Source organism: Bacillus sp. FSL M7-1020 (assembly GCF_038050415.1).
Lineage (GTDB): Bacteria > Bacillota > Bacilli > Bacillales > Bacillaceae_G > Bacillus_A > Bacillus_A toyonensis.
Window position 1 is genome coordinate 1,774,090 of sequence record NZ_JBBOTW010000001.1, and the last position, 23,887, is coordinate 1,797,976.

27 protein-coding genes are annotated in these 23,887 nt (G+C 34.2%); 21 read left to right on the forward strand and 6 right to left on the reverse strand.

The window, feature by feature from the left end; genetic code table 11:
• Positions 1–8 precede the first annotated feature (8 nt).
• The 3 genes from MHB70_RS09140 to MHB70_RS09150 all read left to right on the forward strand — a co-directional run bounded on the left by MHB70_RS09140 (position 9) and on the right by MHB70_RS09150 (position 2,880).
• Positions 9–749 carry a M15 family metallopeptidase gene (locus tag MHB70_RS09140; protein ID WP_000747716.1) on the forward strand — a complete coding sequence of 247 codons (741 nt, stop codon included), beginning with the start codon at positions 9–11 and terminating at the stop codon, positions 747–749.
• 23 nt (positions 750–772) lie between these two features.
• Complete coding sequence (locus MHB70_RS09145; RefSeq protein WP_000178277.1) at positions 773–1,219, forward strand: NUDIX hydrolase; 447 nt, start codon at positions 773–775, stop codon at positions 1,217–1,219.
• A 185-nt stretch (positions 1,220–1,404) separates the two neighbouring features.
• Complete coding sequence (locus MHB70_RS09150) at positions 1,405–2,880, forward strand: amidase family protein (protein ID WP_061529902.1); 1,476 nt, start codon at positions 1,405–1,407, stop codon at positions 2,878–2,880.
• 49 nt (positions 2,881–2,929) lie between these two features.
• On the opposite strand, the gene MHB70_RS09155 is transcribed toward MHB70_RS09150, so the two are convergent.
• On the reverse strand, positions 2,930–4,147 hold the full coding sequence (locus MHB70_RS09155) for an MFS transporter (RefSeq protein ID WP_000267075.1): 1,218 nt from the start codon (positions 4,145–4,147) through the stop codon (positions 2,930–2,932).
• A gap of 273 nt (positions 4,148–4,420) precedes the next feature.
• Here MHB70_RS09155 and MHB70_RS09160 point away from each other — a divergent pair, with 273 nt between their 5' ends.
• The 7 genes from MHB70_RS09160 (at position 4,421) to MHB70_RS09190 (ending at position 10,600) form a co-directional block, all read left to right on the forward strand.
• Positions 4,421–4,849, forward strand: a complete 429-nt coding sequence (locus MHB70_RS09160) for an NfeD family protein (protein ID WP_000929499.1) — start codon at positions 4,421–4,423, stop codon at positions 4,847–4,849.
• 2 nt (positions 4,850–4,851) lie between these two features.
• Positions 4,852–5,820, forward strand: coding sequence for an SPFH domain-containing protein (locus MHB70_RS09165; protein ID WP_000561128.1), 969 nt, complete (start codon positions 4,852–4,854; stop codon positions 5,818–5,820).
• Positions 5,798–7,045 (forward strand): stage II sporulation protein P, encoded by a 1,248-nt coding sequence (gene spoIIP / locus MHB70_RS09170; protein WP_002093778.1) that lies wholly within the window; start codon positions 5,798–5,800, stop codon positions 7,043–7,045. Before MHB70_RS09165 ends, spoIIP begins: the two co-directional genes overlap by 23 nt.
• A 92-nt stretch (positions 7,046–7,137) precedes the next feature.
• Positions 7,138–7,728 carry a histidine phosphatase family protein gene (locus MHB70_RS09175; RefSeq protein WP_001166469.1) on the forward strand — a complete coding sequence of 197 codons (591 nt, stop codon included), beginning with the start codon at positions 7,138–7,140 and terminating at the stop codon, positions 7,726–7,728.
• Between the two features lie 6 nt (positions 7,729–7,734).
• Positions 7,735–8,511, forward strand: coding sequence for a Cof-type HAD-IIB family hydrolase (locus MHB70_RS09180; protein ID WP_061529903.1), 777 nt, complete (start codon positions 7,735–7,737; stop codon positions 8,509–8,511).
• A gap of 145 nt (positions 8,512–8,656) precedes the next feature.
• On the forward strand, positions 8,657–9,202 hold the full coding sequence (locus MHB70_RS09185; RefSeq protein WP_000377478.1) for a MarR family winged helix-turn-helix transcriptional regulator: 546 nt from the start codon (positions 8,657–8,659) through the stop codon (positions 9,200–9,202).
• Between the two features lie 201 nt (positions 9,203–9,403).
• The gene (locus MHB70_RS09190; RefSeq protein ID WP_061529970.1) at positions 9,404–10,600 is read left to right on the forward strand and encodes an MFS transporter; all 1,197 of its coding nucleotides are present in this window, start codon (positions 9,404–9,406) and stop codon (positions 10,598–10,600) included.
• Here MHB70_RS09190 and MHB70_RS09195 read toward each other — a convergent pair.
• Positions 10,569–11,030, reverse strand: coding sequence for a DinB family protein (locus tag MHB70_RS09195; protein WP_000497988.1), 462 nt, complete (start codon positions 11,028–11,030; stop codon positions 10,569–10,571). The two genes, MHB70_RS09190 and MHB70_RS09195, sit on opposite strands and share 32 nt — an antisense overlap.
• Before the next feature lie 171 nt (positions 11,031–11,201).
• Here MHB70_RS09195 and alr point away from each other — a divergent pair, with 171 nt between their 5' ends.
• Positions 11,202–12,377 carry an alanine racemase gene (gene alr / locus MHB70_RS09200; protein ID WP_002093776.1) on the forward strand — a complete coding sequence of 392 codons (1,176 nt, stop codon included), beginning with the start codon at positions 11,202–11,204 and terminating at the stop codon, positions 12,375–12,377.
• Between the two features lie 48 nt (positions 12,378–12,425).
• Here the strand turns inward: alr and MHB70_RS09205 are convergent, their stop codons facing one another.
• On the reverse strand, positions 12,426–13,301 hold the full coding sequence (locus tag MHB70_RS09205) for a GNAT family N-acetyltransferase (protein WP_001019357.1): 876 nt from the start codon (positions 13,299–13,301) through the stop codon (positions 12,426–12,428).
• 23 nt (positions 13,302–13,324) lie between these two features.
• Positions 13,325–14,203 carry a hypothetical protein gene (locus MHB70_RS09210; protein ID WP_000941385.1) on the reverse strand — a complete coding sequence of 293 codons (879 nt, stop codon included), beginning with the start codon at positions 14,201–14,203 and terminating at the stop codon, positions 13,325–13,327.
• A gap of 418 nt (positions 14,204–14,621) precedes the next feature.
• Between MHB70_RS09210 and MHB70_RS09215 the strand changes: the two genes are divergently transcribed.
• Both MHB70_RS09215 and MHB70_RS09220 read left to right on the forward strand, forming a co-directional pair.
• Positions 14,622–15,830 carry a macrolide family glycosyltransferase gene (locus MHB70_RS09215; protein WP_061529904.1) on the forward strand — a complete coding sequence of 403 codons (1,209 nt, stop codon included), beginning with the start codon at positions 14,622–14,624 and terminating at the stop codon, positions 15,828–15,830.
• Between the two features lie 320 nt (positions 15,831–16,150).
• On the forward strand, positions 16,151–16,996 hold the full coding sequence (locus MHB70_RS09220) for a YitT family protein (protein ID WP_000831972.1): 846 nt from the start codon (positions 16,151–16,153) through the stop codon (positions 16,994–16,996).
• A gap of 103 nt (positions 16,997–17,099) precedes the next feature.
• Here MHB70_RS09220 and pdxR read toward each other — a convergent pair whose 3' ends face one another.
• On the reverse strand, positions 17,100–18,500 hold the full coding sequence (pdxR, locus tag MHB70_RS09225) for a MocR-like pyridoxine biosynthesis transcription factor PdxR (RefSeq protein ID WP_000348006.1): 1,401 nt from the start codon (positions 18,498–18,500) through the stop codon (positions 17,100–17,102).
• Between the two features lie 130 nt (positions 18,501–18,630).
• Between pdxR and MHB70_RS09230 the strand changes: the two genes are divergently transcribed.
• Together MHB70_RS09230 and MHB70_RS09235 are read left to right on the forward strand one after the other, a co-directional pair.
• On the forward strand, positions 18,631–19,053 hold the full coding sequence (locus MHB70_RS09230; protein WP_001101104.1) for a GNAT family N-acetyltransferase: 423 nt from the start codon (positions 18,631–18,633) through the stop codon (positions 19,051–19,053).
• A 101-nt stretch (positions 19,054–19,154) separates the two neighbouring features.
• Positions 19,155–20,282 carry a metallophosphoesterase gene (locus MHB70_RS09235; RefSeq protein WP_000411335.1) on the forward strand — a complete coding sequence of 376 codons (1,128 nt, stop codon included), beginning with the start codon at positions 19,155–19,157 and terminating at the stop codon, positions 20,280–20,282.
• Between the two features lie 67 nt (positions 20,283–20,349).
• On the opposite strand, the gene MHB70_RS09240 is transcribed toward MHB70_RS09235, so the two are convergent.
• On the reverse strand, positions 20,350–20,550 hold the full coding sequence (locus MHB70_RS09240) for a hypothetical protein (protein WP_050569263.1): 201 nt from the start codon (positions 20,548–20,550) through the stop codon (positions 20,350–20,352).
• Positions 20,551–20,720: 170 nt separating this feature from the next.
• On the opposite strand from MHB70_RS09240, the gene MHB70_RS09245 reads away from it, so the two are divergent.
• The 6 genes from MHB70_RS09245 (at position 20,721) to MHB70_RS09270 (ending at position 23,785) form a co-directional block, all read left to right on the forward strand.
• Positions 20,721–21,287 carry a GNAT family N-acetyltransferase gene (locus MHB70_RS09245; protein WP_001181779.1) on the forward strand — a complete coding sequence of 189 codons (567 nt, stop codon included), beginning with the start codon at positions 20,721–20,723 and terminating at the stop codon, positions 21,285–21,287.
• A gap of 6 nt (positions 21,288–21,293) precedes the next feature.
• On the forward strand, positions 21,294–21,854 hold the full coding sequence (locus MHB70_RS09250) for a 2'-5' RNA ligase family protein (protein ID WP_000270900.1): 561 nt from the start codon (positions 21,294–21,296) through the stop codon (positions 21,852–21,854).
• Complete coding sequence (locus MHB70_RS09255) at positions 21,851–22,336, forward strand: GNAT family N-acetyltransferase (RefSeq protein WP_053446439.1); 486 nt, start codon at positions 21,851–21,853, stop codon at positions 22,334–22,336. The genes MHB70_RS09250 and MHB70_RS09255 overlap by 4 nt, the downstream gene beginning before the upstream one ends.
• Positions 22,337–22,348: 12 nt before the next feature.
• On the forward strand, positions 22,349–22,720 hold the full coding sequence (locus tag MHB70_RS09260) for a cupin (protein WP_000688064.1): 372 nt from the start codon (positions 22,349–22,351) through the stop codon (positions 22,718–22,720).
• On the forward strand, positions 22,717–23,145 hold the full coding sequence (locus tag MHB70_RS09265) for a GNAT family N-acetyltransferase (RefSeq protein WP_053446438.1): 429 nt from the start codon (positions 22,717–22,719) through the stop codon (positions 23,143–23,145). The genes MHB70_RS09260 and MHB70_RS09265 overlap by 4 nt, the downstream gene beginning before the upstream one ends.
• A 343-nt stretch (positions 23,146–23,488) precedes the next feature.
• A complete protein-coding gene (locus tag MHB70_RS09270; RefSeq protein WP_000918601.1) occupies positions 23,489–23,785 on the forward strand; it encodes a WXG100 family type VII secretion target in 297 nt (98 codons plus the stop codon).
• Positions 23,786–23,887: the final 102 nt, after the last annotated feature.

The following is a 23,887-nucleotide window of genomic DNA, read 5'->3' on the forward strand; positions in this document are numbered from 1 at the left end:
GTCGTTATATGAAAAAAAGATGGACACTACTTGGTATCGTAGCGGCGATACTCATTGTTGGAGTAGCAGGAATCAATTATAAAATGTATAAGGATAAGCAGGCACAGGAAGTGAATGTAAATAACATATTTCCGAAAGCGAAAGAAACGATTGCGAATATGGATGGGGATATTGCGGTAATTAGTAATCCAAATTCGATGCTTGTACTTGTGAATAAAAGTAGGCGTTTACCAGATGGGTATAGACCGCCAGATTTAGTTATTCCGAAAGTACGTTACTCTAGTGAGGGGGATCAAGAAAAGAAAAAAATGAGGAAAGAGGCAGCTAGTGCGCTTGAGGACATGTTTCAACAAGCTGATAAAGAGCGTATTTTCCTTTTTGCAGTCTCTGGATTTAGATCTTTTGATCGACAAAAGGCATTAAATACGATGTATAAAAAACAAGATGGAGAAGTGAAAACTGCGATGTCTAGCGCGATTCCTGGTACGAGTGAACATCAAACTGGACTAGCTATGGATATTACATCGCAATCTGCTAAATTTCAGTTAGAGACAGTTTTTGGAGAGACGAAAGAAGGGCAGTGGCTTTCTGAAAATGCCCATAAATTTGGTTTTGTGATTCGATATACAAAAGAAAAAGAATCAATTACGGGCTATCGGTTTGAACCATGGCACGTAAGGTATGTGGGAAATCCACAAGCTACATATTTATATGAAAATCAACTGACGCTTGAAGAAGTAACAGAGTGAACAATTGAGGGGAGAGAAATACAATGACGATGTTATATAAGAAAAAAGTACATGCATATATTACAAGAGAAAAAGAAGGGATGAAGCAATTACTTGTTTTTAAACATCGTGATATACCTGAAGCTGGTATCCAAGTGCCAGGGGGAACAGTTGATGAAGGAGAAACGTTAGAAGCAGCAGTTTTACGTGAAGTACAAGAAGAATCTGGATTACGTCATTTATGTATAGAGCGTTTCCTAGCAGATTACATCATACACGTGAAGGAAAAACAGGAATATCAAAAACGCCACTTTTTCCACGTAACGTTACTAACGAATGTAAAAGATATTTGGGAACATATAGTAAGTGCCGGTGAGGAAGATGAAGGTTTAGTATTTTGCTACGAATGGATTGATATTGCAAAATGCCCTGAATTAGCAGGAAAACAGGGAGAGTTTTTACATTTGTTAGATGAGGTATATGCACAGTAATAAAAAGAGTTTGAAGCGAAGGATGATTCGTTTCAGACTCTTTTTATTTTTCGGGAAATTAAAGGTGTATTAAAAAGTAAGTTGAAACTTTTTAAAGGGATATTAATTTGGAATAGGATGAGGTGAAAAAATGAAAAAGTAAGAAGTATTCGTAAAAACTAAAAGGGATATAAAGGAGAATATAAATGGAAATTCAGTTTAATCCAGTATTAAAAAAAGAATTAACAATTCATGATATACAGACCGCAATGGAAGAAGGGACGTTATCTTCCAAAGAATTAGTTATGTATTATCTTCATAGAATTGCACAATATGATCAAGATGGACCGAAAATTAATTCTATTTTAGAAATAAACCCAGATGCTATTTTTATTGCAGAAGCGTTAGATTATGAAAGGAAGATAAAAGGTGTAAGGGGACCATTGCATGGTATACCTGTTTTGCTAAAGGACAATATTGAAACGAATGATTCCATGCATACAAGTGCAGGTACGATTGCCCTAGAACAAAATATAAGTAGCGAAGATGCATTTCTCGTTACAAAACTGCGAGAGGCAGGAGCGGTGATAATAGGTAAAACGAATATGACAGAGTTAGCAAATGCAATGTCTTTTGAAATGTGGGCTGGATATAGTGCAAGAGGTGGTCAAACAATCAATCCATATGGAACGGGCACGGATGATATGTTTGTTGGTGGCTCTAGTACAGGGGCCGCAATAGCAGTTGCCACTAATTTTACAGTATTATCTGTTGGGACAGAAACGGATGCCTCTATTTTGAGTCCAGCTGTTCAAAGCTCTGTAGTAGGCATTAAACCAACTGTCGGTCTAATTAGTCGTAGAGGAATTATTCCGTTCACTTATTCACAAGATACAGCGGGACCATTTGCTAGAACAGTAACAGATGCCGCTATTTTACTAGGGAGTTTAACTGGAGTGGATGAGAAAGATGTAGCTACTCATAAAAGTGAAGGTATGGCATATGAAGATTATACATCTTATCTTGATGTTAATGGTTTAAAGGGAGCGAAGATTGGTGTTTATAGTAATGCTCCAAAAGATTATTACGAAAATGGTGAGTATGATGAAAATTTGTTTGAGGACACGATCCAAGTATTACGTAGTGAGGGAGCGACAGTAGTAGAAAATATTGATATTCCTTCCTTTCATAGAGAATGGAGCTGGGGAGTTCCGCTTTATGAGCTGAAGCATAGTTTAGATAACTATCTTTCAAAATTACCTTCTACTATTCCCGTACATTCTATTTCAGAATTAATGGCGTTTAATAAAAACATAGCAGAAAGAGCTTTAAAATATGGACAAACTAAGTTGGAGGGAAGAAAAGATTATCCTAATACGTTAAGAAATCCAGAATATTTACATGCAAGATTAGAAGATATATATTTTTCGCAAAAACAAGGTATTGATTTTGCATTGGAAAAATATAATCTTGATGCGATACTATTTCCGTCTTATATAGGCTCTACTATATGTGCGAAAGCAGGTTATCCGTCTATAGCAATACCAGCAGGGTATATGGAAAACGGGAGACCTTTTGGAATTACGATTGCAAGTACTGCTTTTCGTGAAGGAATATTAATTAAACTAGCGTACGCTTTTGAACAAGCGACAAAGCATAGAGAAATTCCCAACTTGTCATGAATAGAATGTACAAAAGGACAGGAATTTCCTGTCCTTTTTGATTTATTGATTAAAGTGAAATATCTTTCTGCTCTGTCTTATGATATTTTAATAGGCTAAAAGATAAACAGGCAGAACATAAAATAAGAAAAGAAGCAATCATATAAATCGTACGAACACCGAACATATCAGTAATAATGCCAACGCTAAGCATAGAAAGACCAGAAGCTGTTGAAAGAAGGGCGCCGTGTGCTGTATACATTTTCGATAATAGAGAAGGGGCGACACTAGATTGTAAAACCGTCGTTTGAGAAATATCTCTAATTTGATAACATGGTCCCATTAGAACACATAGGAAAAGCGCAATAAATCCACTGCTTGTTATACCATATAAAAATGTAAGAATACTAAATATAAGTGATCCTATCGCCATGGAGCGTATTAAATTTTTTTGAATATATGTACTTATTTTCCACGCTAATAGACCACCAATTAACGTGCCCACATAATAACTTGTGTTAATATATCCCCACCATTCTTCTCCTTTATGCAGAACAGTCGTTACATATGCCATCGTAATAGCGCCAATCCATATCGTCCCTGCTAAAGTTTCAATTAAGTCCATTAATGTAACTGTGCGCAAAGAAGGATGATGAAATAATAGTTTCCAGCCTTCAAATAAAGCTGTGTTTTTTGAAGAAGAAGGCTCTGTTACTCGTTCGGTATGGATGGAATGTAATGAAATATGCAATGCAATACATCCGAAAATCATTAAAATAATATTAATCATGAATGTAGAAGTAGCGCCAATGAGCAGAACGATAATACTTGTAAATGAATAAGCTGCCGCTTGTACAATTTGTGATGAAAAGGAAAAGATACTATTTACTTTTACTAATCTTTCTTTTGGTGTTAGGTGTGGAACAATACTGTATAATAATGGAGCACTCCACCCACTACATAAAGAAATGAAAAAAATGAAAGTTAATAGAGTTACAATGTTTGTGGAAAGGACCGGAAATAATAGCGTTAATAAAATGAATAGGGCAGTTTTTGTCCATTGTAATATAAAAAGTACTGAATAAGATGAAAAATGATTCATTATAAGTGGTGCAGATATGTTTGCGATCAAATTTGTGATAACTTGTAATAATGGAAAAAGGGCAGTAATAGTAGCTGATTTAGTTGATATATAGATATGAGTTGTAATAATCATTATGTAAACGATGTCAGCAAGAGTAATACAGATTTTTGATCCTAAATAGTATGATATTGAATGATTCCACATTAAGGATATCACCTTCCAAAAAAATACAAATTAGAGTTAGAGTTATTATAAACTGAAAAAAATAATTTTAAAAGAATTAAATTTTTTGTCATTTTTTGAAAGGAATTTTCATGTATAATGAAGAATATATTGATATAGTATTTTATTAATACTTATTGTAACAGCGAATATGTACGATAGCTTGCAGTAAACGCCCAAGTATGAGAAAGGGCGGATAAACCATTCTTTTCTTCATATACATATAGAAAATGAGAAAGAAAGTGAGGGTTGCATATGGCTGGTTGGGTGATTTGGTTTATTATAGCGGGTATTTTATTTATCGCGGAAATGTTGTCGATAACGTTTTATATGCTTTGGCTTGGAATTGGAGCTGTTGTCGGAGGTCTTATTGCTTTATTTGCTCCTGATGCACTATTGTTACAAGTTACTGTTGGTGCGATTGTAAGTTTAACATTGACATTCTTTACGAAAAGAATTTCAAAAAACTTTCGAGAAGCAAAAGGTTTTACGGATACAGTAGATATGCTTGTCGGTAAAAAAGGAATTGTTGTGCAAGCGATTACAAATGAAACGAACGGTATTGTGAAGGTGGATGGAGATACTTGGACAGCTATTGCAGATGTTCCGATTGACACTGGAGAAAAAGTCGTTGTTATAAAGAGGCATAGTACTATATTACAAGTAAAAAAGGAGAGTGAATAAATATGATAGCATTAACGTTAACGATTATATTCGCGCTAATTGTAGTTACATTTATCGCATTAACAATTAAAATTATTCCTCAGCAAAAAGTTGGGGTTGTTGAAAGATTTGGTAAGTTTCAGCGTATTATGCACCCAGGATTAAATATATTAATCCCAATTGTAGATCGCGTTCGTGTATATCACGACTTACGTATTCAACAAACGAATGTACCACCACAAAAGGTAATTACGAAAGATAACGTACAAGTAGAAATTGATACAATTATTTTCTATCAAATTGTCGAACCTGAACTTGCGACATATGGTATCTCAAACTATGAATATGGTGTTCGTAACATTACTTCTGCAACGATGCGTCAAATTATCGGTAAAATGGAACTTGATGAAACGTTATCTGGTCGTGAAAAAATTTCAACAGAAATTCGCTTAGCGCTTGATGAAGCAACAGAAAAATGGGGCGTTCGTATTGAGCGTGTTGAAGTAGTAGACATTAACCCGCCAAAAGATGTGCAAGCATCGATGGAAAAACAAATGAAAGCAGAACGTAATAAACGTGCGATTATTTTAGAAGCTGAAGCAGCAAAACAAGATAAAGTTCTTCGTGCGGAAGGGGAAAAACAAAGTAAAATCTTGATGGCTGAAGGGGATAAAGAAGCACGTATTCGAGAAGCTGAAGGTTTAAAAGAAGCGAAAGAATTAGAAGCGCAAGGGGAAGCAAGAGCAATTGAAGAAATCGCAAAAGCAGAACAAAACCGAATTGAATTACTTCGTGCAGCAGATTTAGATGAACGCGTACTTGCTTATAAATCATTTGAATCATTGATTGAGGTTGCAAAAGGACCAGCAAATAAAGTCTTTATTCCATCTAATGCAATTGAAACACTTGGTACTCTTGGGGCAATCGGAGAAATCTTTAAAGAAAAACAAGCGAAGAAATTGCCTTCAAATGATACAGGTAAAGAACAATAAGAGTGAGGAAGAGGAATGGGATGCCATTTCTCTTTTTTGTGCGTATATTACGAAAGGCTTGTACATATCCATGTATAAAGAAGGTGATACAGTGAAAAAGTATGCAACTCGTATACATGGGAAAAAACTAATCTCGTTACTTTTTTTATATGCGCTAATAGTAATAATTATCGCGTCAATTTTGACGTCGCTTTTACATACAATGAAATCAAGTTATGCGAATCAATGGTTTGGAAAAGTGTCTATGCAAGGTTTTGTTCAAATGATAGAAAGTGAGAATCACTATTATGGATTTGATTATTTTAAGCAGAATAAACGGGAGTCTGTTGGGAATTTGATGTTCTCTATTGCGACAGATTTGAAAATTAAAGATTTAAGAACATTTGTCGGTAAAGAAGTACCTGGTATGTCAAAGTATTACTCTAACATTATCGTAGCTGGGGAAGGGACAAACTTTACGAATATCCCGAATGAATCTAGTGTACCGATTGAAGAAGTAACGAAAGAGCGAGAGGTAGCAAAAGATAAAGTTACAGAAGCAGAAAAGAATAATCCGGTGCAGAAAAAGAACGGAACGAAAAAAGGTGAAAATGCAGTATACATTTACCATACACATAGTTGGGAATCCTTCTTTCCTTTATTACCAGGAGCTACCGATCCATCGAGTCCAGATGTAAATGTGTCCTTATTAGGAAAACGTATGAAGGAGCAACTTGAAGAGCAAGGAATTCCAGTAGTTCATGATAAAACGAATATGGGTGATTTACTGGCAAGTAAAAAATGGAAATGGTATCAATCGTATACAGCATCTCATGGATATGTAAAGGAAGCATTAGCACAAAATAATAAAATTACTTTTCCAATTGATATACACCGTGATGATCAGCGCAAGAAAGTAACTACAAAAGTAATTAACGGGAAATCGTATGCAAGATTATATTTTATAATTGGGATGGAAAATGAAGGACGTACTGAAAACGAAAAAATTGCAAGAGCAATCAATAGTTATTTAGATGAAAACTATTACGGATTAAGTAGAGGGATTTTTCCGAAGTATAAAAAAGATGGAAACGGCGTTTATAACCAAGATTTATCTAAAAACGCGATGTTAATTGAAGTTGGTGGTGTGGATAATACGTTAGATGAATTATATAACACAATTGATGTATTAACGGAAGCATTTAGTAAGTATTATTGGAATGATGCGGAGAAGGTAAATGGGTGAGGGACGGGAGACCGTTCCTTTTTTATTATGAAAAGTTAAAAATATGATATAATGTAGTCTTCTGAATATTAAATCAGGGAGTGGGGGAACGAATGCAAATACTATTAATACGACACGGAGAATCCGAAGCGGACATCCTGAATGTACATGAAGGAAGAGCTGACTTTGAATTAACAGAAAAGGGAAGACAGCAAGTACAAAGACTTGTACAGAAAGTGAAGGCTGACTTTCCACCAGATTTCATTTGGGCAAGTACATTAAAACGTGCCCGTGAAACTGGTAAAACATTAGCGGAAGCAATTGGTTGTCCAATTCAATTAGAAGAGGAATTAATGGAGTTTAATAATGGGGTGCAAGCCGGCTTATCTTTTGAAGAAGCGAAAAAATATCCTGAGCCAAAGTTTCTTCATGACCGTTTTGAAAATGGAGAATCATTTATTGAATTTAGAATGAGAATAGAAGGAATCTTTTCTAAAATCGTGACAGAGAATACATATGATCGGATAGCAATCGTTGCACACGGTGGTGTAATAAATAGTCTATTACGAGCATTTTTCCAAATGCCAATTTCAATGGATTATTACTTTAAAATAGGAGATACGGGAATAAGTTTAATTGAAATTGATGGTGAACAAAAAACGGTACATTTCATTAATGATACGAATCATTTAGGCGGGATGTAGAGACTTATGTATAAAGTCGTATTTTTCGATGTTGACGGTACGCTTTTAAGTGAGATTGATAGAAGTATGCACGAAAGTACAAAAGAAGCGATAAGAAGGTTAATAGATAAAGGGATTCACGTAGTTGTTACAACAGGGAGACCATATAGTTTATGCTCACAATTTAAAGAACTAGGCATAGACACATTTATTTCTGCAAATGGTGGACATATAAAGTGTAAGGAAGAAGTTATTCATAAATCGATACTTTCAAGTGAAATTGTTCATGATATTTCAAATTTCGCTGAATTACATGGTCATAGTGTTTCTTACTTTACAGAAGAATTTTCTATGAATGGTATAGCCTCAAAAGATGAACGTGTAATACGAGCATTAAACGAAACTTTAAATTTAGAGCGGTATCCTGATAAAGTTAGAAACTTATCAGAAGAGATGTATTGTATATGTCTGTATGCTGATGAAATGGAAGCTCAAAAATTTTTTGAAAGATATCCAATGCTTACGTTTGAACGTTTTCATGGTTATGTTATGAATGTGCTGGAAGATAATAAAGTATCGAAGCTAACTGCAATCCAAAAGGTATTGGAACATTTAAATATTTGTAAGTCAGAAGCAATGGCATTCGGAGATGGTGGAAATGATATTGAAATGTTACAGTATGTAGGTTTAGGAATTGCGATGGGGAATGGTGGAGAAGAGTTAAAAACAAAAGCTGATTTCGTTACAAAGAAATCAAGTGAAGGTGGCATTTCGTTTGCTTTAAAAGAGTTTAGGATCATTTGAAAAAATAATTAGTCAGTGAAAAAAATCCTGTTTTCATAATAGAATTTTTTTCTAACAATACTCTTGCAATAAAAGGAAGGAAATGAGTATAATATAAAAGTAGTTAGGTAAGCTAATTAAATAGGGGGAAGGAGAGTGAAAATGAATGGATTCAAAAAAAGGTGCTCTTCCTTTAGGGATTGATCCATATGCAGAGTTAATAAAAAAGACAGCATCAGCGGAAACAGATCCAATCGCAGCAAAACTTGGTTTGTTAATGTTATGGACGTCTGATAATGTTCTTGATGCTGTTGACGTAGATTTAGCTCCGCTTGGTATTTCGGAAAGCAAATTAGATTTTTTATTGTTATTTATTTTGCGTGAAATGGAATCGAATGGAGAAGAAGTGAACATGAGTCCGTCGGATATAGCGAGTCGATTAGGGATTACACGTGCTTCTGTCACCGGCTTATTAGATTGGATGGAGAAACGAGAGTTAATCGTAAGGTTCCATCATTCTGAAGATCGAAGAAGATTAAAGGTGAAAATTACTCCGAAAGGAAAAGAACTAGTTACACATTCTTTACCGACTTTTTGGTCATCTTGCGCTTCGTTAGTTAATGACTTTAATCAAGAAGAGCGTCAAGTGTTAGAGAAGCTATTAAATAAAATGCAAGTAATTATGCAGATGAAATTAGGCGAAGGTAGGTAAATAAGTTGATTGTGAGAGTCAACTTTTTTATTTAAACATATAATTAGGTTACCTTATTATATATTTAGCTAATTTAAAGGGCGATAATGTATTTATTAACGTAAACGAATTAAGTGAGTGTTGAAGGGATTTTATTTTGAGTCATTTACTTTATAAGTTTTCAATCGATGAGGAAAATCAATGTAAGGGGGAGATTTTATGATGGAAATATCAAAAGAAGTAAATAGTGGGGGGAATTATACAGTAATGACAGCGGTGTTATGTTGGGCAGGTATGGTAGTTATGTCCAGCCTATATGTGACGATTCCTTTAATCGCTCTATTTTCAGACATTTTTAAAGTTTCATTAGCGCAATCTGCGGCTACAGGCAGTATATTTTCGGTAGGTTTTGCTATAGGTTGTTTGTTATTTGGGGCAATCTCTGATAAATATGGGCGAAAAAAAGTGATTTTTATTGGATTGCTTGCACTGTCGATTGTTTCTTTTTTCTTAGGGTTTGTGGATAGCTTATTTTGGCTTATTATTCTTCGAGGGTTACAGGGAATAGCAGCAGCTACATTTTCTCCAGTGGCGTTAGCTTACGTTGTAGAAATGTTTCCAGTAGAGAAAAAAGTTACAACCATAGGGTTTGTTAGTACCGGTTTTTTAGTAGCTGGAATTGTAGGGCAAGTAATAAGTACTGCTGTTAGTCAGCATTTTGGATGGCATATGGTGTTCTTTCTTCTTAGCTTTGTCTATATCATTACTGCTGTATGGGTTCATTATTCTCTTCCGAAAGGGGAAACGTCTCAAGCTTATACGGATATTTTGGGGCCAATGAAACAGATGGGGAAAGTTTTTACACATAAAAGCTTAGTATGGAGCTATATGGTTGCGTTTGTTTTATTAATGGCTTTTGTTAATATGTATACTGTTTTAGGGAATTATTTGAGCTCTTCTACTTACAATTTAACAGCAGAACAAATTCTATATTTTCGCCTAGCAGGGTTATTTGGTATGTTACTATCACCATTTGCAGGTCGTTTAACAAAGAGGTTCGAAGTAAAGAAAGTTCTTCAAGGAGGATTGTTAGTTGCTATTTTTAGTCTAAGTTCAATGGGATTTATTTCGACACTGCCGTTACTTGTGATGATGAGCGTCTGCTTCGTAATAGGTATTGCTATATCGGTTCCATCTTTAGTTTCTCTTGTCGGCCAATTAGGAGGGAGAGCAAGGGGAATAGCGGTTTCTATTTATACTTTCGTTTTATTTTTAGGAACTAGTATAGGACCTATTATTTCTATTTATCTTATGAAAATAGGGAACTATGCTCAGACGTTTATTTTATTAGGAGTCATACTCTTTATTGGCTTTGTTTCCACTCTTTTCATTCAAATAAAGGAATGCAAGGATCTTTAACATGCTCAACTAGTAAAATGTGAATTTGACTGCGATGATGATAAAAGTGAGCGACGATTTCAAGTAACCATTCGAATCGAGAATAAGCAATATCCCAATAAGCAGTCATAATTTCCGCTAATTCTTCATTGGAATAGGATAAAAAAGTTTTAGAAAGTAAATCGTACCCTTGTATCATCATTTGTTGCATTTGAGCAATTGTTTCGGGTGTTTGTTCTATATAAAAGGTATGTAATTCTTTTTCCGAAATACCATTTAAGATGAGTAAATCAGCATGGCAAATAAGGGAAAGATGTGTACACATTTCAAATAATGACCGCTTTGATTCAATCGGTGTTATTTTCAAATCACTTTCATTATATTGATTCAGTATTTGGATAGAAGTATCAACAGCAACTATTAGTTGATGCAACGCAGATTGTACAAACATTGTAATTCTCCTCATCTCCATATATAATTAATTCTTAAGGGTATTATATCATACTTAAAATTCCGAAAATTCTAGTAGTTTGACTAGCATAGTGAAACGTATTATATTGTAAAAGGTCATATGAAACGTGAAATAGAATGGAATGCAATTATTGAGTTAGGAGTTAGACCAATGAGTTTGAAATATGGAAGAGATACAATTGTTGAAGTTGACTTAAATGCTGTAAAACATAATGTAAAAGAATTTAAAAAACATGTAAACGATGAAAATATTGCAATGATGGCTGCTGTAAAAGCGAATGGGTATGGCCATGGGGCAGTTGAAGTTGCGAAAGCTGCGATTGAAGCAGGGGTGAACCAGCTTGCAGTTGCATTTGTCGATGAAGCGATCGAATTAAGAGAAGCTGGAATCACTGTACCAATCTTAATATTGGGTTATACATCAGTTGCAGCTGCGGAATCCGCAATTCAATATGACGTTATGATGACAGTCTATAGAATAGAAGATTTACAAGGCATAAATGAAATTGCACAACGTCTTCAAAATAAAGCACGTATTCAAGTGAAAATCGATACAGGAATGAGCCGTATCGGTTTGCAAGAAGAAGAAGTTAAACCATTTTTAGAAGAATTAAACCGTATGGAGTATGTAGAGGTAGTAGGGATGTTTACACATTACTCTACGGCAGATGAAATTGATAAATCGTATACGAATATGCAAACAAGTTTATTTGAGAAAGCTGTAAATACAGCAAATGAATTAGGGATGCAAATACCATACATTCATAGTTCAAATAGTGCAGGGTCAATGGAACTAAGCAATACATTTCAAAATATGGTTCGCGTTGGTATTGGAGTTTACGGCATGTATCCTTCGAAAGAAGTGGATCATACAGTCGTTTCCTTACAGCCTGCATTGTCATTAAAATCAAAAGTAGCTCATGTTAAACATGCGACGAAAAATCGTGGTGTTAGTTATGGAAATACGTATGTAACAACGGGTGAAGAATGGATTGCGACTGTGCCGATTGGTTATGCTGATGGCTATAATCGCCAGTTATCTAATAAAGGGTATGCATTAATTAATGGAGTTCGAGTGCCGGTTATTGGTCGTGTTTGTATGGATCAGCTTATGCTGGACGTTACAAAAGCGATGCCAGTACAAGTAGGGGACGATGTGGTATTTTACGGCAAACAAGGTGAAGAAGAAATTGCTGTAGAAGAAGTAGCGGATATGTTGAGCACAATTAATTATGAAGTTACATGTATGTTAGACAGAAGAATTCCTCGTGTTTATAAAGAAAATAATGAAACGACTGCGGTTGTAAATATATTAAGAAAAAACTGAATCGATATGATTCAGTTTTTTCTTTACTTTTCGTAAATGAAAATTGGGCTATTGATGTTTTTTGAACAAGTCATAATAATTATGCTTCATTATAATTTCAAAGCCACAATGTGTATATAACTGTAAAGCATTGTTATTTTTCGTTTCGACGTCTAATTCAATCGTTGAAACTCCTTCTGTAATGAGGGTATGTACCATATAACTTAGAATATCTTTACCATATCCTTTACCTTGATAAGAAGGATGGACTGCGAAGCCTGAAAGTGTAGTAGATCGCTCTTGGTGAGTAACTGTAATCGTTCCAATTGATTTTTCATTCATAAGAGCAACGTAAACTTGATGAGAAGGTGACTTCATCATTTTTTGCAACCATGTGGATGTATTTGCTACAGAATCCCCGAAAGCTTTACTAGAGATTTCTATGAGATTAGGAAGTAATTCTGAAGATGCGATGGAAAGTTTAATAGTATTCTTCATTGTTTCTCGTTTTTTATTTGATTTACACGTCATATTATACTCGCTGTATAGATAAGGTAATTTCATTTGATTTGCAAATGCTTTCCCAGATGAGGAATCTCCGTTAATGATGAGAAGAGCTTCGTCTATGTCTCTTTTTTGTATTTCGTTCATGGCAGTTTGTAAAAGGGCAGTGCCTATATGTTGTTTTCTATAGTTTGGGTGCACGAATCCTATTAACTCCAGTTTAGTCGGTCTTTCAAAGTCGTACATACTTAATGCACCAATTAATTGGGTATCATCAAAAAATAGAAAATCATTGATTTCTTTTTTATTACGAGCAGTTAAAAAGTTAACATGTAAATCTGATGAGTAATCAATTTGATCGTATTGTCCGCAAATATGAGCTAAATCTTTCATTTGCTGAATTTCGTTTGCTGTTAAAGATTTCTTTTTTTCAATGTTCATTTCATAATCCCTCGCAATCGTTTTTAAAAATAGGATGGGTAACTTAACCATTTCTTTAATTCCACACTACCTTGAACAGATAACAGTCGGTACAAATAACGATAAGGCTGTCTACATTCCTCAAGATGAGGAATAGACATAATTGTTTCGTAACCACTTTTAAAGGCATGAGCCTCTTTTTCTGAAAGTACATATTCTAATCCGATAAAATCAAACTCTCGCGGGGCAACTGCATAAGCTTCTGTATCTACTAAACCAGTAATAGTTATACCATCTGATAAAAACTGAGTAGGATCCATATCAATTAAGACGAGTGTAGATTCCTTTGGTGTTGGTAAGGTAGAAAGTTGTGACTCAAAAGTATGAAATGCGTTATATATGCTCTCGTTATCGGAATAAAACCTATTCACAAGTTCTTTACTCGCTTTTAAAATGTGTGGCTGGAATTCCACTAGTGGAACTTGGAGTGTACGTGACGGATTTCCTACGAAATGGGCTGAATACTTATGTATTTGTGCTAGTCCTTTTCCTAGGCTGAATAAAATAGAATCTGGTTGCCCAATAAAAGATTGAACTGTATTACCTACTAATTTTTCAGCCACAATGAATTCTCGGCCATCTAAAATATGTTTTTCTAAAATTGTTGGGATAGGAAGATTTGTATGTTTTTGCAGCAATGCATGTACCGTTTCTAAATGATGTACGTTCCTTGGATCAATTCCAAAGAGATTTTTGCATCCCCACCAAAAATCATTATTTGGCTCTTCATTCATTTTAGAAGAACGAACGATAACTTCTGCATCTGCTGTTTGAATGAGAAAAACGTCACTTGCATGATCTTCATAGCCTGGATGTAAAGCTCGGATGGATAGAATAGGTGAAGTGAATAGTTGTTGTAACATGAAATTCCCTCATTTTTCTGTAAATTCTATAAATTCATTATATAACAGAATATGTACCCCGTGGATCATGATAGGGGACAATATAGAGCATACATAAATTTATAGTGAGAAATCAGCATGGAAATTATATTTTTCTAGTTTTGTATGAATTATCAAAATAATGTTTTCGAATGATAAACGTGAAAAATGCTCGAATGTAAAGTTCGTATGATACGAGATATGAAAAGTAAAAGGGGAATGAAGTGCCTATTTATAAGGTTCTGTACTCGTAATAGTGCGGGCTTTAGACAATATTTCTCAATAATAAAATGAAGAGAAAGATAGGAAGAAGGAGAATAGATTCCTATATAATAGATTTAAATTAATTAACATGATTAAGTATTAATTAATGTGTGTTGAATCGAAAGGAGAGAATGGTATGGCGAACGTACTCGTAATAAATTTCCCTGGAGAAGGTCATATTAATCCGACGATAGCAGTTGTTAATGAGTTAATTCGACGTGGGGAAACAGTTGTATCATATTGTATTGAAGATTACAAAAACAAGGTTGAAGCAACAGGCGCTGAATTTCGATCATTTGAGAATTTTCTTTCGCAAATTAATATTATGGAACGAGTTAATGAGGGTGGTAGTCCTTTGACGATGCTGTCCCATATGATTGAAGCATCAGAACGTATTGTTACTAAAATTGTAGAAGAAACAAAAGGAGAAAAGTACGATTACTTAATATACGATAATCATTTTCCGGTTGGACGTATTATAGCGAATATTCTACAGTTGCAAAGCGTTTCTTCTTGTACAACCTTTGCTTTTAATCAGTACATTACTTTTAATGATGAGCAAGAATCGAGCCCAATAGATGAGACCAATCCATTATACCAATCTTGTGTAGTGGGAATGGAAAGATGGAAAGAGCAGTATGGAATGAAATGTAATAGTTTGTATGATATTATGAATCATCCTGGCGATATTACGATTGTATACACTTCAAAAGAATATCAGCCACATTCGGATGTATTTGATGAATCGTATAAATTTGTCGGTCCATCAATTGCTACTCGAAAAGAAGAGAACAGTTTTCCTATTAAAGATTTAAAAGATGAAAAAGTGATTTTTATTTCTATGGGAACAGTTTTTAATGAACAACCTGCCCTGTATGAAAAATGTTTTGAAGCGTTTAAAGATGTAGAAGCGAAAGTCATATTAGTTGTTGGTAAGAAAATGAATATAAGTCAATTTGAAAATATTCCGAATAACTTTAAGTTGTATAATTATGTGCCGCAATTAGAAGTATTACAGCATGCTGATGTATTCGTGACACATGGTGGTATGAACAGCTCGAGTGAAGCGTTATATTACGGTGTCCCGTTAGTTGTAATTCCGGTAACAGGAGATCAGCCTTTAGTTGCGAAACGAGTGACTGAAGTAGGAGCTGGAATAAGGCTTAATCGTAAAGAATTAACTTCTGAATTGTTACGTAAGACTGTAAAGGAAGTAATGGATGATGTAACGTTTAAGGAAAATAGTCGTAAAGTTGGAAAGTCACTTCGAAATAGTGGTGGGTATGAGAGAGCAGTTGATGAAATATTTAAAATGAAAATGAATTCATATTTAAAGCTTAAATAAAGTGAAACTTTAATCAGTGTGGACTTTGTTCATCTACAACTGATTGTTAGCTCACACGAATCGGGCGTTTTTGGGTAGCCGACTCTTTGTTTCAGCTTGAAATTTGAAACGGGAGTCTACTGCTCGCGAATAGCAGAATAAACGCTTAAAACACACTTATTGTAATATGTAAGTGTGTTTCTTCTATTAGGCTTTAAATCAATTACATAAAAATCACTGTAAAGGTGAAACTTCTGTGTATATAAACTGATATCTTTGTATTAGTAGTAAGATTACGTTAAAATAATACTAAGAAAATATATAAGTTTTGGGGGTAATGAATGAAGAGAGTATTTGAATACGTATTATTAACAATTGGCTCCATTATTGTAGCGGGTTCACTAGAGCTTATTTTAGCGCCTAATGGACTAGTAGATGGCGGGGTAACGGCTATTGCTATTATGGCAAATAAAGTTGCAGGATTACCGCTGTATGGCGTGTTTTTAGGACTTAATATTCCTATTTTACTATTTACTGCAAAAGTAATGGGGAAGAAATTTTTTATACGTACATCGTATGCGAATGTCGTTACAACACTCGGATTGATTTATTTAAAACCATTTCCAGCGATTACAACTTCTGAACTATTAATTGTACTTTATGGTGGCGTACTGTTTGGAATTGGTGTAGGGATTGTAGTGAAAATGGGCGGAGCAATAGATGGCTCAGAAATGTTAGCAGTTTGGATGAACAAACACTTTAAGGTACCAATTAGCACATTTTTACTTGCTGTAAATGCAGTTATTTTCATTTTTGTGGCCATTTTATTTTCAATCGAACAAGCGATGTTCTCATTAGCAATTTTCTATATTGTTACGAAGATGATTGATTTCATATTAGATGGCATTAATCAAGGAAAGAGCGTCATGATTATTTCTGGTAAGAATAAAGAAATAGGCGATCTACTTATGAAAGAATTGCAATTATCCGTTACGTATCTACATGGAGAAGGCGGTTTTTTAGGAGAGCATAAGAGAATCATTTATTGTATTACAAACCGTTTCATTTATCCGAAAATGAAAGATCTCGTTCTCTCTGTAGATCCAACTGCTATAATTGAAGCTTCTTATTCAACAGAAACAACTGGTGTTAAGCGTCCGGGAAGGACCGCTCGATCAGGTGATTAACTAAAAGAAGATTGTCCAAAAAGCTATTTTGGACAATCTTCTTTTTTGTTTTGTTGAATTGTTATTGTATTACGAGTTAAACTCAGCGTTAGCAAATTCTCTTTTAACTAGGAAACCAAGCTTCATTCAATAAGTTTACTACCGTTTCAATTTTATTTTCGGGAATACTACCGAAACCGAGTAATACGTAAGATTCTTTGCGTAAATCATTTACAAAATCATAGGGAGAAAGTGGATATAACTTAATACTTTGTTTCTTAGCTGATTCAATAAGTTCTTGTTCATTCATATTGTTATGGATACGTAGAACAATATGAAGACCTGATTGTTCACCAAGAATTTGAACATTAGTACCCATTTCTTTCACAATGAATTTTACTAATGTATGATGTTTTCTTTTATACAACGTACGACTGCGGTTAATATGACGTTCCCAATTTCCACTTTGTATAAAATTAGCGAAAGCAAGTTGTTGTGTAGTAGAGACTGTTTGTTTAAAAATACCTTGCAACGCTTCATACGTTTTTAAAAGATGCGGTGGTAAAACAACATATCCCATTCGTAAAGAAGGTAAAAAAGATTTTGAGAAAGTCCCCATATAAATAACACGTTCATTTGAGTCAAGACTTTGTAAAGACGGAATTGGTTTACCTGCGTAACGGAACTCCCCATCATAGTCATCTTCAATAATATATCCATCGCGATCATTGGCCCATTTTAACAATTCCAATCTTCTAGATAAAGGCATAATCATTCCAAGCGGAAATTGATGTGATGGCGTAACGTATGCGACATTGGAATTTGTATTGTATAAGTTAGAAATACGAATCCCTTTTTCGTCTAATGGAATGGGATGAATTTGTTGATTGCAGCTTTTAACAATTGCATGTATACGGTGAAATCCAGGGTTTTCAATGCCGTACTCTTTTGTAGGACCAAGCAGTTGAATTAGTAGCCAAAGAAGTGGCTGTGTTCCGGCACCAATCACAATTTGATCAGGTGAAGAATATACACCGCGCGCATGATATAAATATGTTGAAATATGTTCTCGAAGAACGAACTCACCTTGTGGGTCTTCTTTAGCAAATAACGCATTTTCGTACTTTAGTATTGCTTCTTGTAACGCTCTTTTCCAGTTTGTAATCGGAAAAGCAGTTTGATCAATAAGACCTTGGCTACAATCATATTCAAACGGATCTTCTATTAAACTGCTCTTTTCCTTTGCCATATTTAATTTTTTATTCGGGATAACGTCAATATCGACATTTGCAACAAAAATACCACGCTTCGGTTTACTTTCTACATAACCTTCAGCTAATAATTGTTGATAAGCTGATTCAACAGTAATGCGGCTAATATTAAGTTGTGACGCTAAGTTTCTATGTGAGGGAAGACGTGTACCAACAGAAATAGTTCCCTGTATAATTTCATATTTTATAAATTCGTAAATTTGTAAGTAAATAGGTGTATTGCTTTCTAATTGCAATGGGATAGTAAAATCCATAGTAAGAACTCTCCTTTAAAACTGGCCTTATAAAAAATAATTAAACTGTCACTTAAGTGAAGGGCAGATACTCCCTATAATAATGATATAACATTTAGAAAATTATACAAATTGTTAGGGGAGAGTTCAAATGAATGTTAAAGAAGTAGTAACAGAAGCACAATTACATGAAGTATTACCTATTTTACAGCAATTACGAACACAGCTTTCCGAAGAGGAAGCAGGCTTTTTATTTCGAAAAATGAAAGAAGAAAATTATAAACTATTTTCGTTACGTAATGAAGATGATGAAGTTGTTGGCCTTGCCGGTGTAGCAATTTGTACGAACTTTTATAATAAGAAGCACGTTTTCGTATATGACCTTGTAACAGCAGAAGCACATCGTTCAAAAGGATATGGGAATGTATTACTTTCTTATATAGAGAACTGGGGAAAGGAAAATGGATGTGAGTCTATCGACTTAACATCAGCGTTTCCTAGAATTGATGCTCATCGTTTTTATGAAAGGGAAGGGTATGATAAGGTAAGTTATTCTTTTTATAAAAAATTATAAAGAAAGATAGGTTCTATATGACATATTATAGAACCTATTTCATTTAGAAAGGTTTATAATTTATTTTGTATAAATAAAGAAAATGATTGGAGCGTTTATACTTGGAGAAAATAAAGAAACTATCTATCCCTAATAATGCTAGAGTTATCATAATATCTGATATTCATGGAGAATTGAACCTTTTAAAAGAATTACTACATAAAGTTAACTTTAAGAATGAAGATTATTTAATTATTAATGGAGACCTTTGTGAGAAAGGAAGCGATAGCATCGGCGTAGTAGACTATGTAATGGATCTTGTAGAGAGTAATTTAAATGTTCACGTTGTTGAAGGGAATTGTGAAGTTTTAGTTGATGCTCTTCTAAATGAAAATCCAGGTCTCATTAATTATTTATGTACGAGAAAGCATTCGATTTTTAATGAATGGTTAGAACAATTACATTTTTCTATTCAGGAAGATACTTCAATTCAGGAAGTGAAGGAAGTACTGTTAAGTCACTTTTCAAAAGAAATAAATTGGCTAAATAAGCTGCCAACAGCGATTGAAACAGAAGATTATATTTTTGTACATGCTGGACTGGAAGATAGAGTAGATTGGAAAGAAACAGCGCGCAAAAATGCGATAGCAATGCCAGAGTTTTTTAATAAATCGCATAGAGCTAATAAGTATGTAGTTGTTGGGCATTGGCCTGTTGTGAACTATTCTGAAGAAGCCCCGTCTAACAATCCAGTTATTGATAAGGAGAAAAAAATTATTGCAATTGACGGCGGGAATGCGATTAAAGAAGCAGGACAATTAAACGCATTTATCATTCAGAGGAAACTAACAGGTGATACGTTTTCTTATACATATGTAGACTATTTTCCAATTTATGAAGCAACAGCAGAATTTAATGCTGATGCAACAATGCAGGGAGGGGTTACATATCCGTATTATTACATAGAGCCGGTGGAGAAGAGGCGAGATTACACAATATGCAAGCAAAAGGAAACGAATAAATTACTCAATGTGAAAAATGAATATATTAGGCAACGTGAGTCAGGTGAATACACAGTGAAAACCGATATTTCTTGTGCGCAAATAGGTGTTAGAAAAGGGGATATTGTTTCTCTCATTGATGGTAGCTGCGCAGGGTATGATTTAATTAAAAAAAATGGAGTAGAAGGCTGGATAGAGAAAGGGATTCTACTTGAGATAAATAAGAAGGAAAGTAAAATATTGAGCTGAAATAGGAGGGATGTAACCTCCTGTTTTTTATTAACTGCGTTACGGTCACATATATCATCTTTAGCTATTATGGAGGATTTATCTTCTGGCATTCCGTTTTGTAAATGCTTGTACGAAACTTTTCATTTATTTCGGATACTTCCGTAGTTAATAACATATGAGTGAACAGAAGGAATTCTTTACAATGCTGAAAGTCATTTCGTTTAGCGGTATGATTCCGTTTCATATCTTCTTGGAATCGTTGATATATCTCTTGAACTTTTCCCAAAATAAATTCCTCCTGAAATATGGTGAGATTAAAGGTTAGAAGACTACTTTCTTCATAAATATTAAGTGCCAAATAACAAAATGAAACAATATATTATAGAGTTTTGTTTTGATTTTTCTGAAAAAATATTATAATTATATATGAAATAAAGAGGAATGTAGGAGGAAATTATGCAAAACGTTATAAAAAAGGGGAACAAAGTTACAATTCGTACAATTGAAGAATCAGATATAAAAACATTATGGAGCCTCGTATTTAAAGAAGAAAATCCAGAATGGAAGAAGTGGGACGCGCCATATTTCCCTTACTCAATGCAAGAATACGCACCTTATAAAGAAAAGATGTTAACTCGTTTACAAGAAGAACCTCTATCAAATTTAATTATAGAAAATAACGATCAAATTATAGGTACAGTCGGATTTTATTGGGAACATAAACCGACGCGTTGGTTGGAGATGGGAATTGTTATTTATGATCCAACATACTGGAATGGTGGCTACGGTACAGAAGCATTAACATTATATCGAGATTTATTATTTGAAAAGATGGAGATTGGTAGAGTAGGGCTCACGACGTGGTCTGGTAATGAACGAATGATGAAAGTAGCTGAGAAAATAGGAATGACTTTAGAAGGTAGAATGCGCAAATGCCGATATTATAACGGAACATACTATGATTCTATTCGAATGGGAATGATTCGTGAAGAATGGGAAGCGATATATGTAACGAAGGGGTGAGGAAGCATGTACGCTATTATTGCAACATTTGATAGTGTGTTTATTAATAAGATTATAGAATTGCAAAATGAACTAACGAATATAATAGAGTCAAATCAATTAGCGGGAGTAGAACCGCATATCACACTTGCGGACTATAAGGAGTTAGATGTTAATTTATATACTAAGAAATTAGAGGAGTTTGTAGCTATTCAAGAGAAAATGGCTGCAGTGACTTTTTCTTCTGTTGGAACTTTTCCTACAAACGGAACGATTTTTCTAGCGCCGACTATTACCGATGAATTGTTAACACTTCATCATTCTTATCATGATCATTTCCAAGCTTTTCATAATAATCCAAATTCATATTATGTACCGGGCAAATGGGTTCCGCATTGTACGATAGCGAATCATTTGAACTCGACTCAGTTTTTAAGCGCAATGGAGTATATATATGGGAATTTTGATGTTAAAACAGCTTCGATTGAAAAGTTAAAATTAATTAAGGTAAATTATGAAAATGGTTCTGCCGTTTCTTCTAGTATAGTAGCAGAATATAATTTAAAGAGAATGGAGACATCGAGATGACATATGTAATTAGAGAAATGAAGCAAGAAGATATTCATGCTGTACAAACAGTAGCGAAAGTAGCTTGGCATGATACATATGAAGGCATTATTCCGAGAAAGATTCAAGACAGTTTTTTAGACGAGGCATATTCTGATGAAAAAATGAAATATCGTCTTAAAAATACACATTTATTCGTTGCGGAGGAAGAGGGAGAAGTAATAGGATTTGCTAATTTTTCACCAGTTAGATTGCAAAACGAAGCAGAATTAGGTGCGATTTATTTGTTACCAGATCAGCAAGGGAAAGGGATAGGAAGTGCTTTATTACAAAGAGGAATAACGGTATTAAAAGGAATTCGGAAACTATACATTCATGTAGAAGCAGCAAATGAAAAAGGTAAACATTTTTATGAAGCGAAAGGTTTTGCTGAATTAGAGCAATTTGAAGAAGACTTTGAAGGACATTTGATGCAGACAGTAAGGATGGTTTTATACATATAAGGAGGACTAGAAGTGAAGATTTTTGATTTTAGTGAAAAAGCGGGAAAGCGCATATCAGTATTTCAATCTAATTTCATAATGTCGAAAATAGTAAACCACCAAGGGAATGTACATATCGGTGCTATGCATTTACAAGAGAATGGAATAATTGGATATCATGAAGCAGTTGTATCACAGCTGCTTCTTATTATGGACGGAGAAGGATATGTGTGTGGGGCAGATAAAGAAAAAGTAAAGATAAGAGCTGGACAAGCTGTGTTTTGGGAGAAAGGAGAGTTTCATGAGACGAGTACAGAACATGGATTACTGGCAATTATTATGGAAGCGGAGAATCTTGAACAATCGATAGTAATGCCTATTAAGGATGGGGGTTGTGAAAAATGATAATAAAGGCGAATCAAGAAGATACAAGTAAAATATTAAAATATGCAGCCCAATCGCTTTTTGAAGGGACGAGAGGGAATTGCCAATTAAGTACAGAGAAAGCGATTGAAATTACAAAACCAATAGTAGAAAAGGGAGCATGTTATTTAGTCATTAAAGAAGAACATAAAATATTAGGGTGGATATTAATAGGGGAAAATACTGACTATTTTTCTCGTGAAAAACTTGGATTTATATATGAGCTATACGTTTTTCCAGAGTATCGAGGGAGAGGGATATCACGAGAACTGATGGAGGCCGGTATTAAGGAATTGAAGGAGAAATATTCAGAAATTCGATTAAATGTATTTGCTGGGAATTTTGCGAAAGAGATGTACGAAGAACTTGGGTTTGTTGAAAGACAGGTAATTATGACTTTGAAGTGAGAAAAATTGCGAGGCTGTATTTCTTTTAATTAAAGAATTCCAATAGAGTTTTAATCAAACTTTTTAATGGGAAATATACGCATTCATGTTAGGTAATCTTTTTTTCTATTGTTAAGAATAACATTTGTAGAATTTGTTTAATTGATTTTTATTTTCAAGTAATAGTAGTTTCTTAAAAAATAGAAAATTTATATTATACAATATATCGTTATTATAGTAAAAGAGAAATTTTGGAAAAATATCATTTTTTTGTTTAGAAATTTTTAAATTATTGATATAATCAATTTGTAGAATTGATTATTGGTTAATTTTACTATTTTTAAATTTTAAGGGGGATTTAATAATGGCAGGACAAATTCGTATGTCACCAGAGGAGCTTAAATCAAAAGCGACTCGATATGGACAAGGTGCAAATCAAATTGAGGACATCTTACGTCAGCTACAAAACTTACAAAATGAATTAAGAGGAGAATGGGAAGGTCGTGCTTTTGAAGGCTTTGATCAACAGTTCAATCAATTAAAACCAAAAGTACAAAACTTCGCACAGCTATTACAAGAAATTAATATGCAGCTTAATAAAACTGCAGAGGCTGTTGCTAGACATGACGAAGATCTTTCTCGTAATTTCGGTCTACAATAAGACAGATAAAAAGAAATATATAATTTAGCCATGCAACCATACGTTGTATGGCTAAATTACTTTAAAACTAGAGTAAGATACGAAGTCTTTCAATTAATAGAC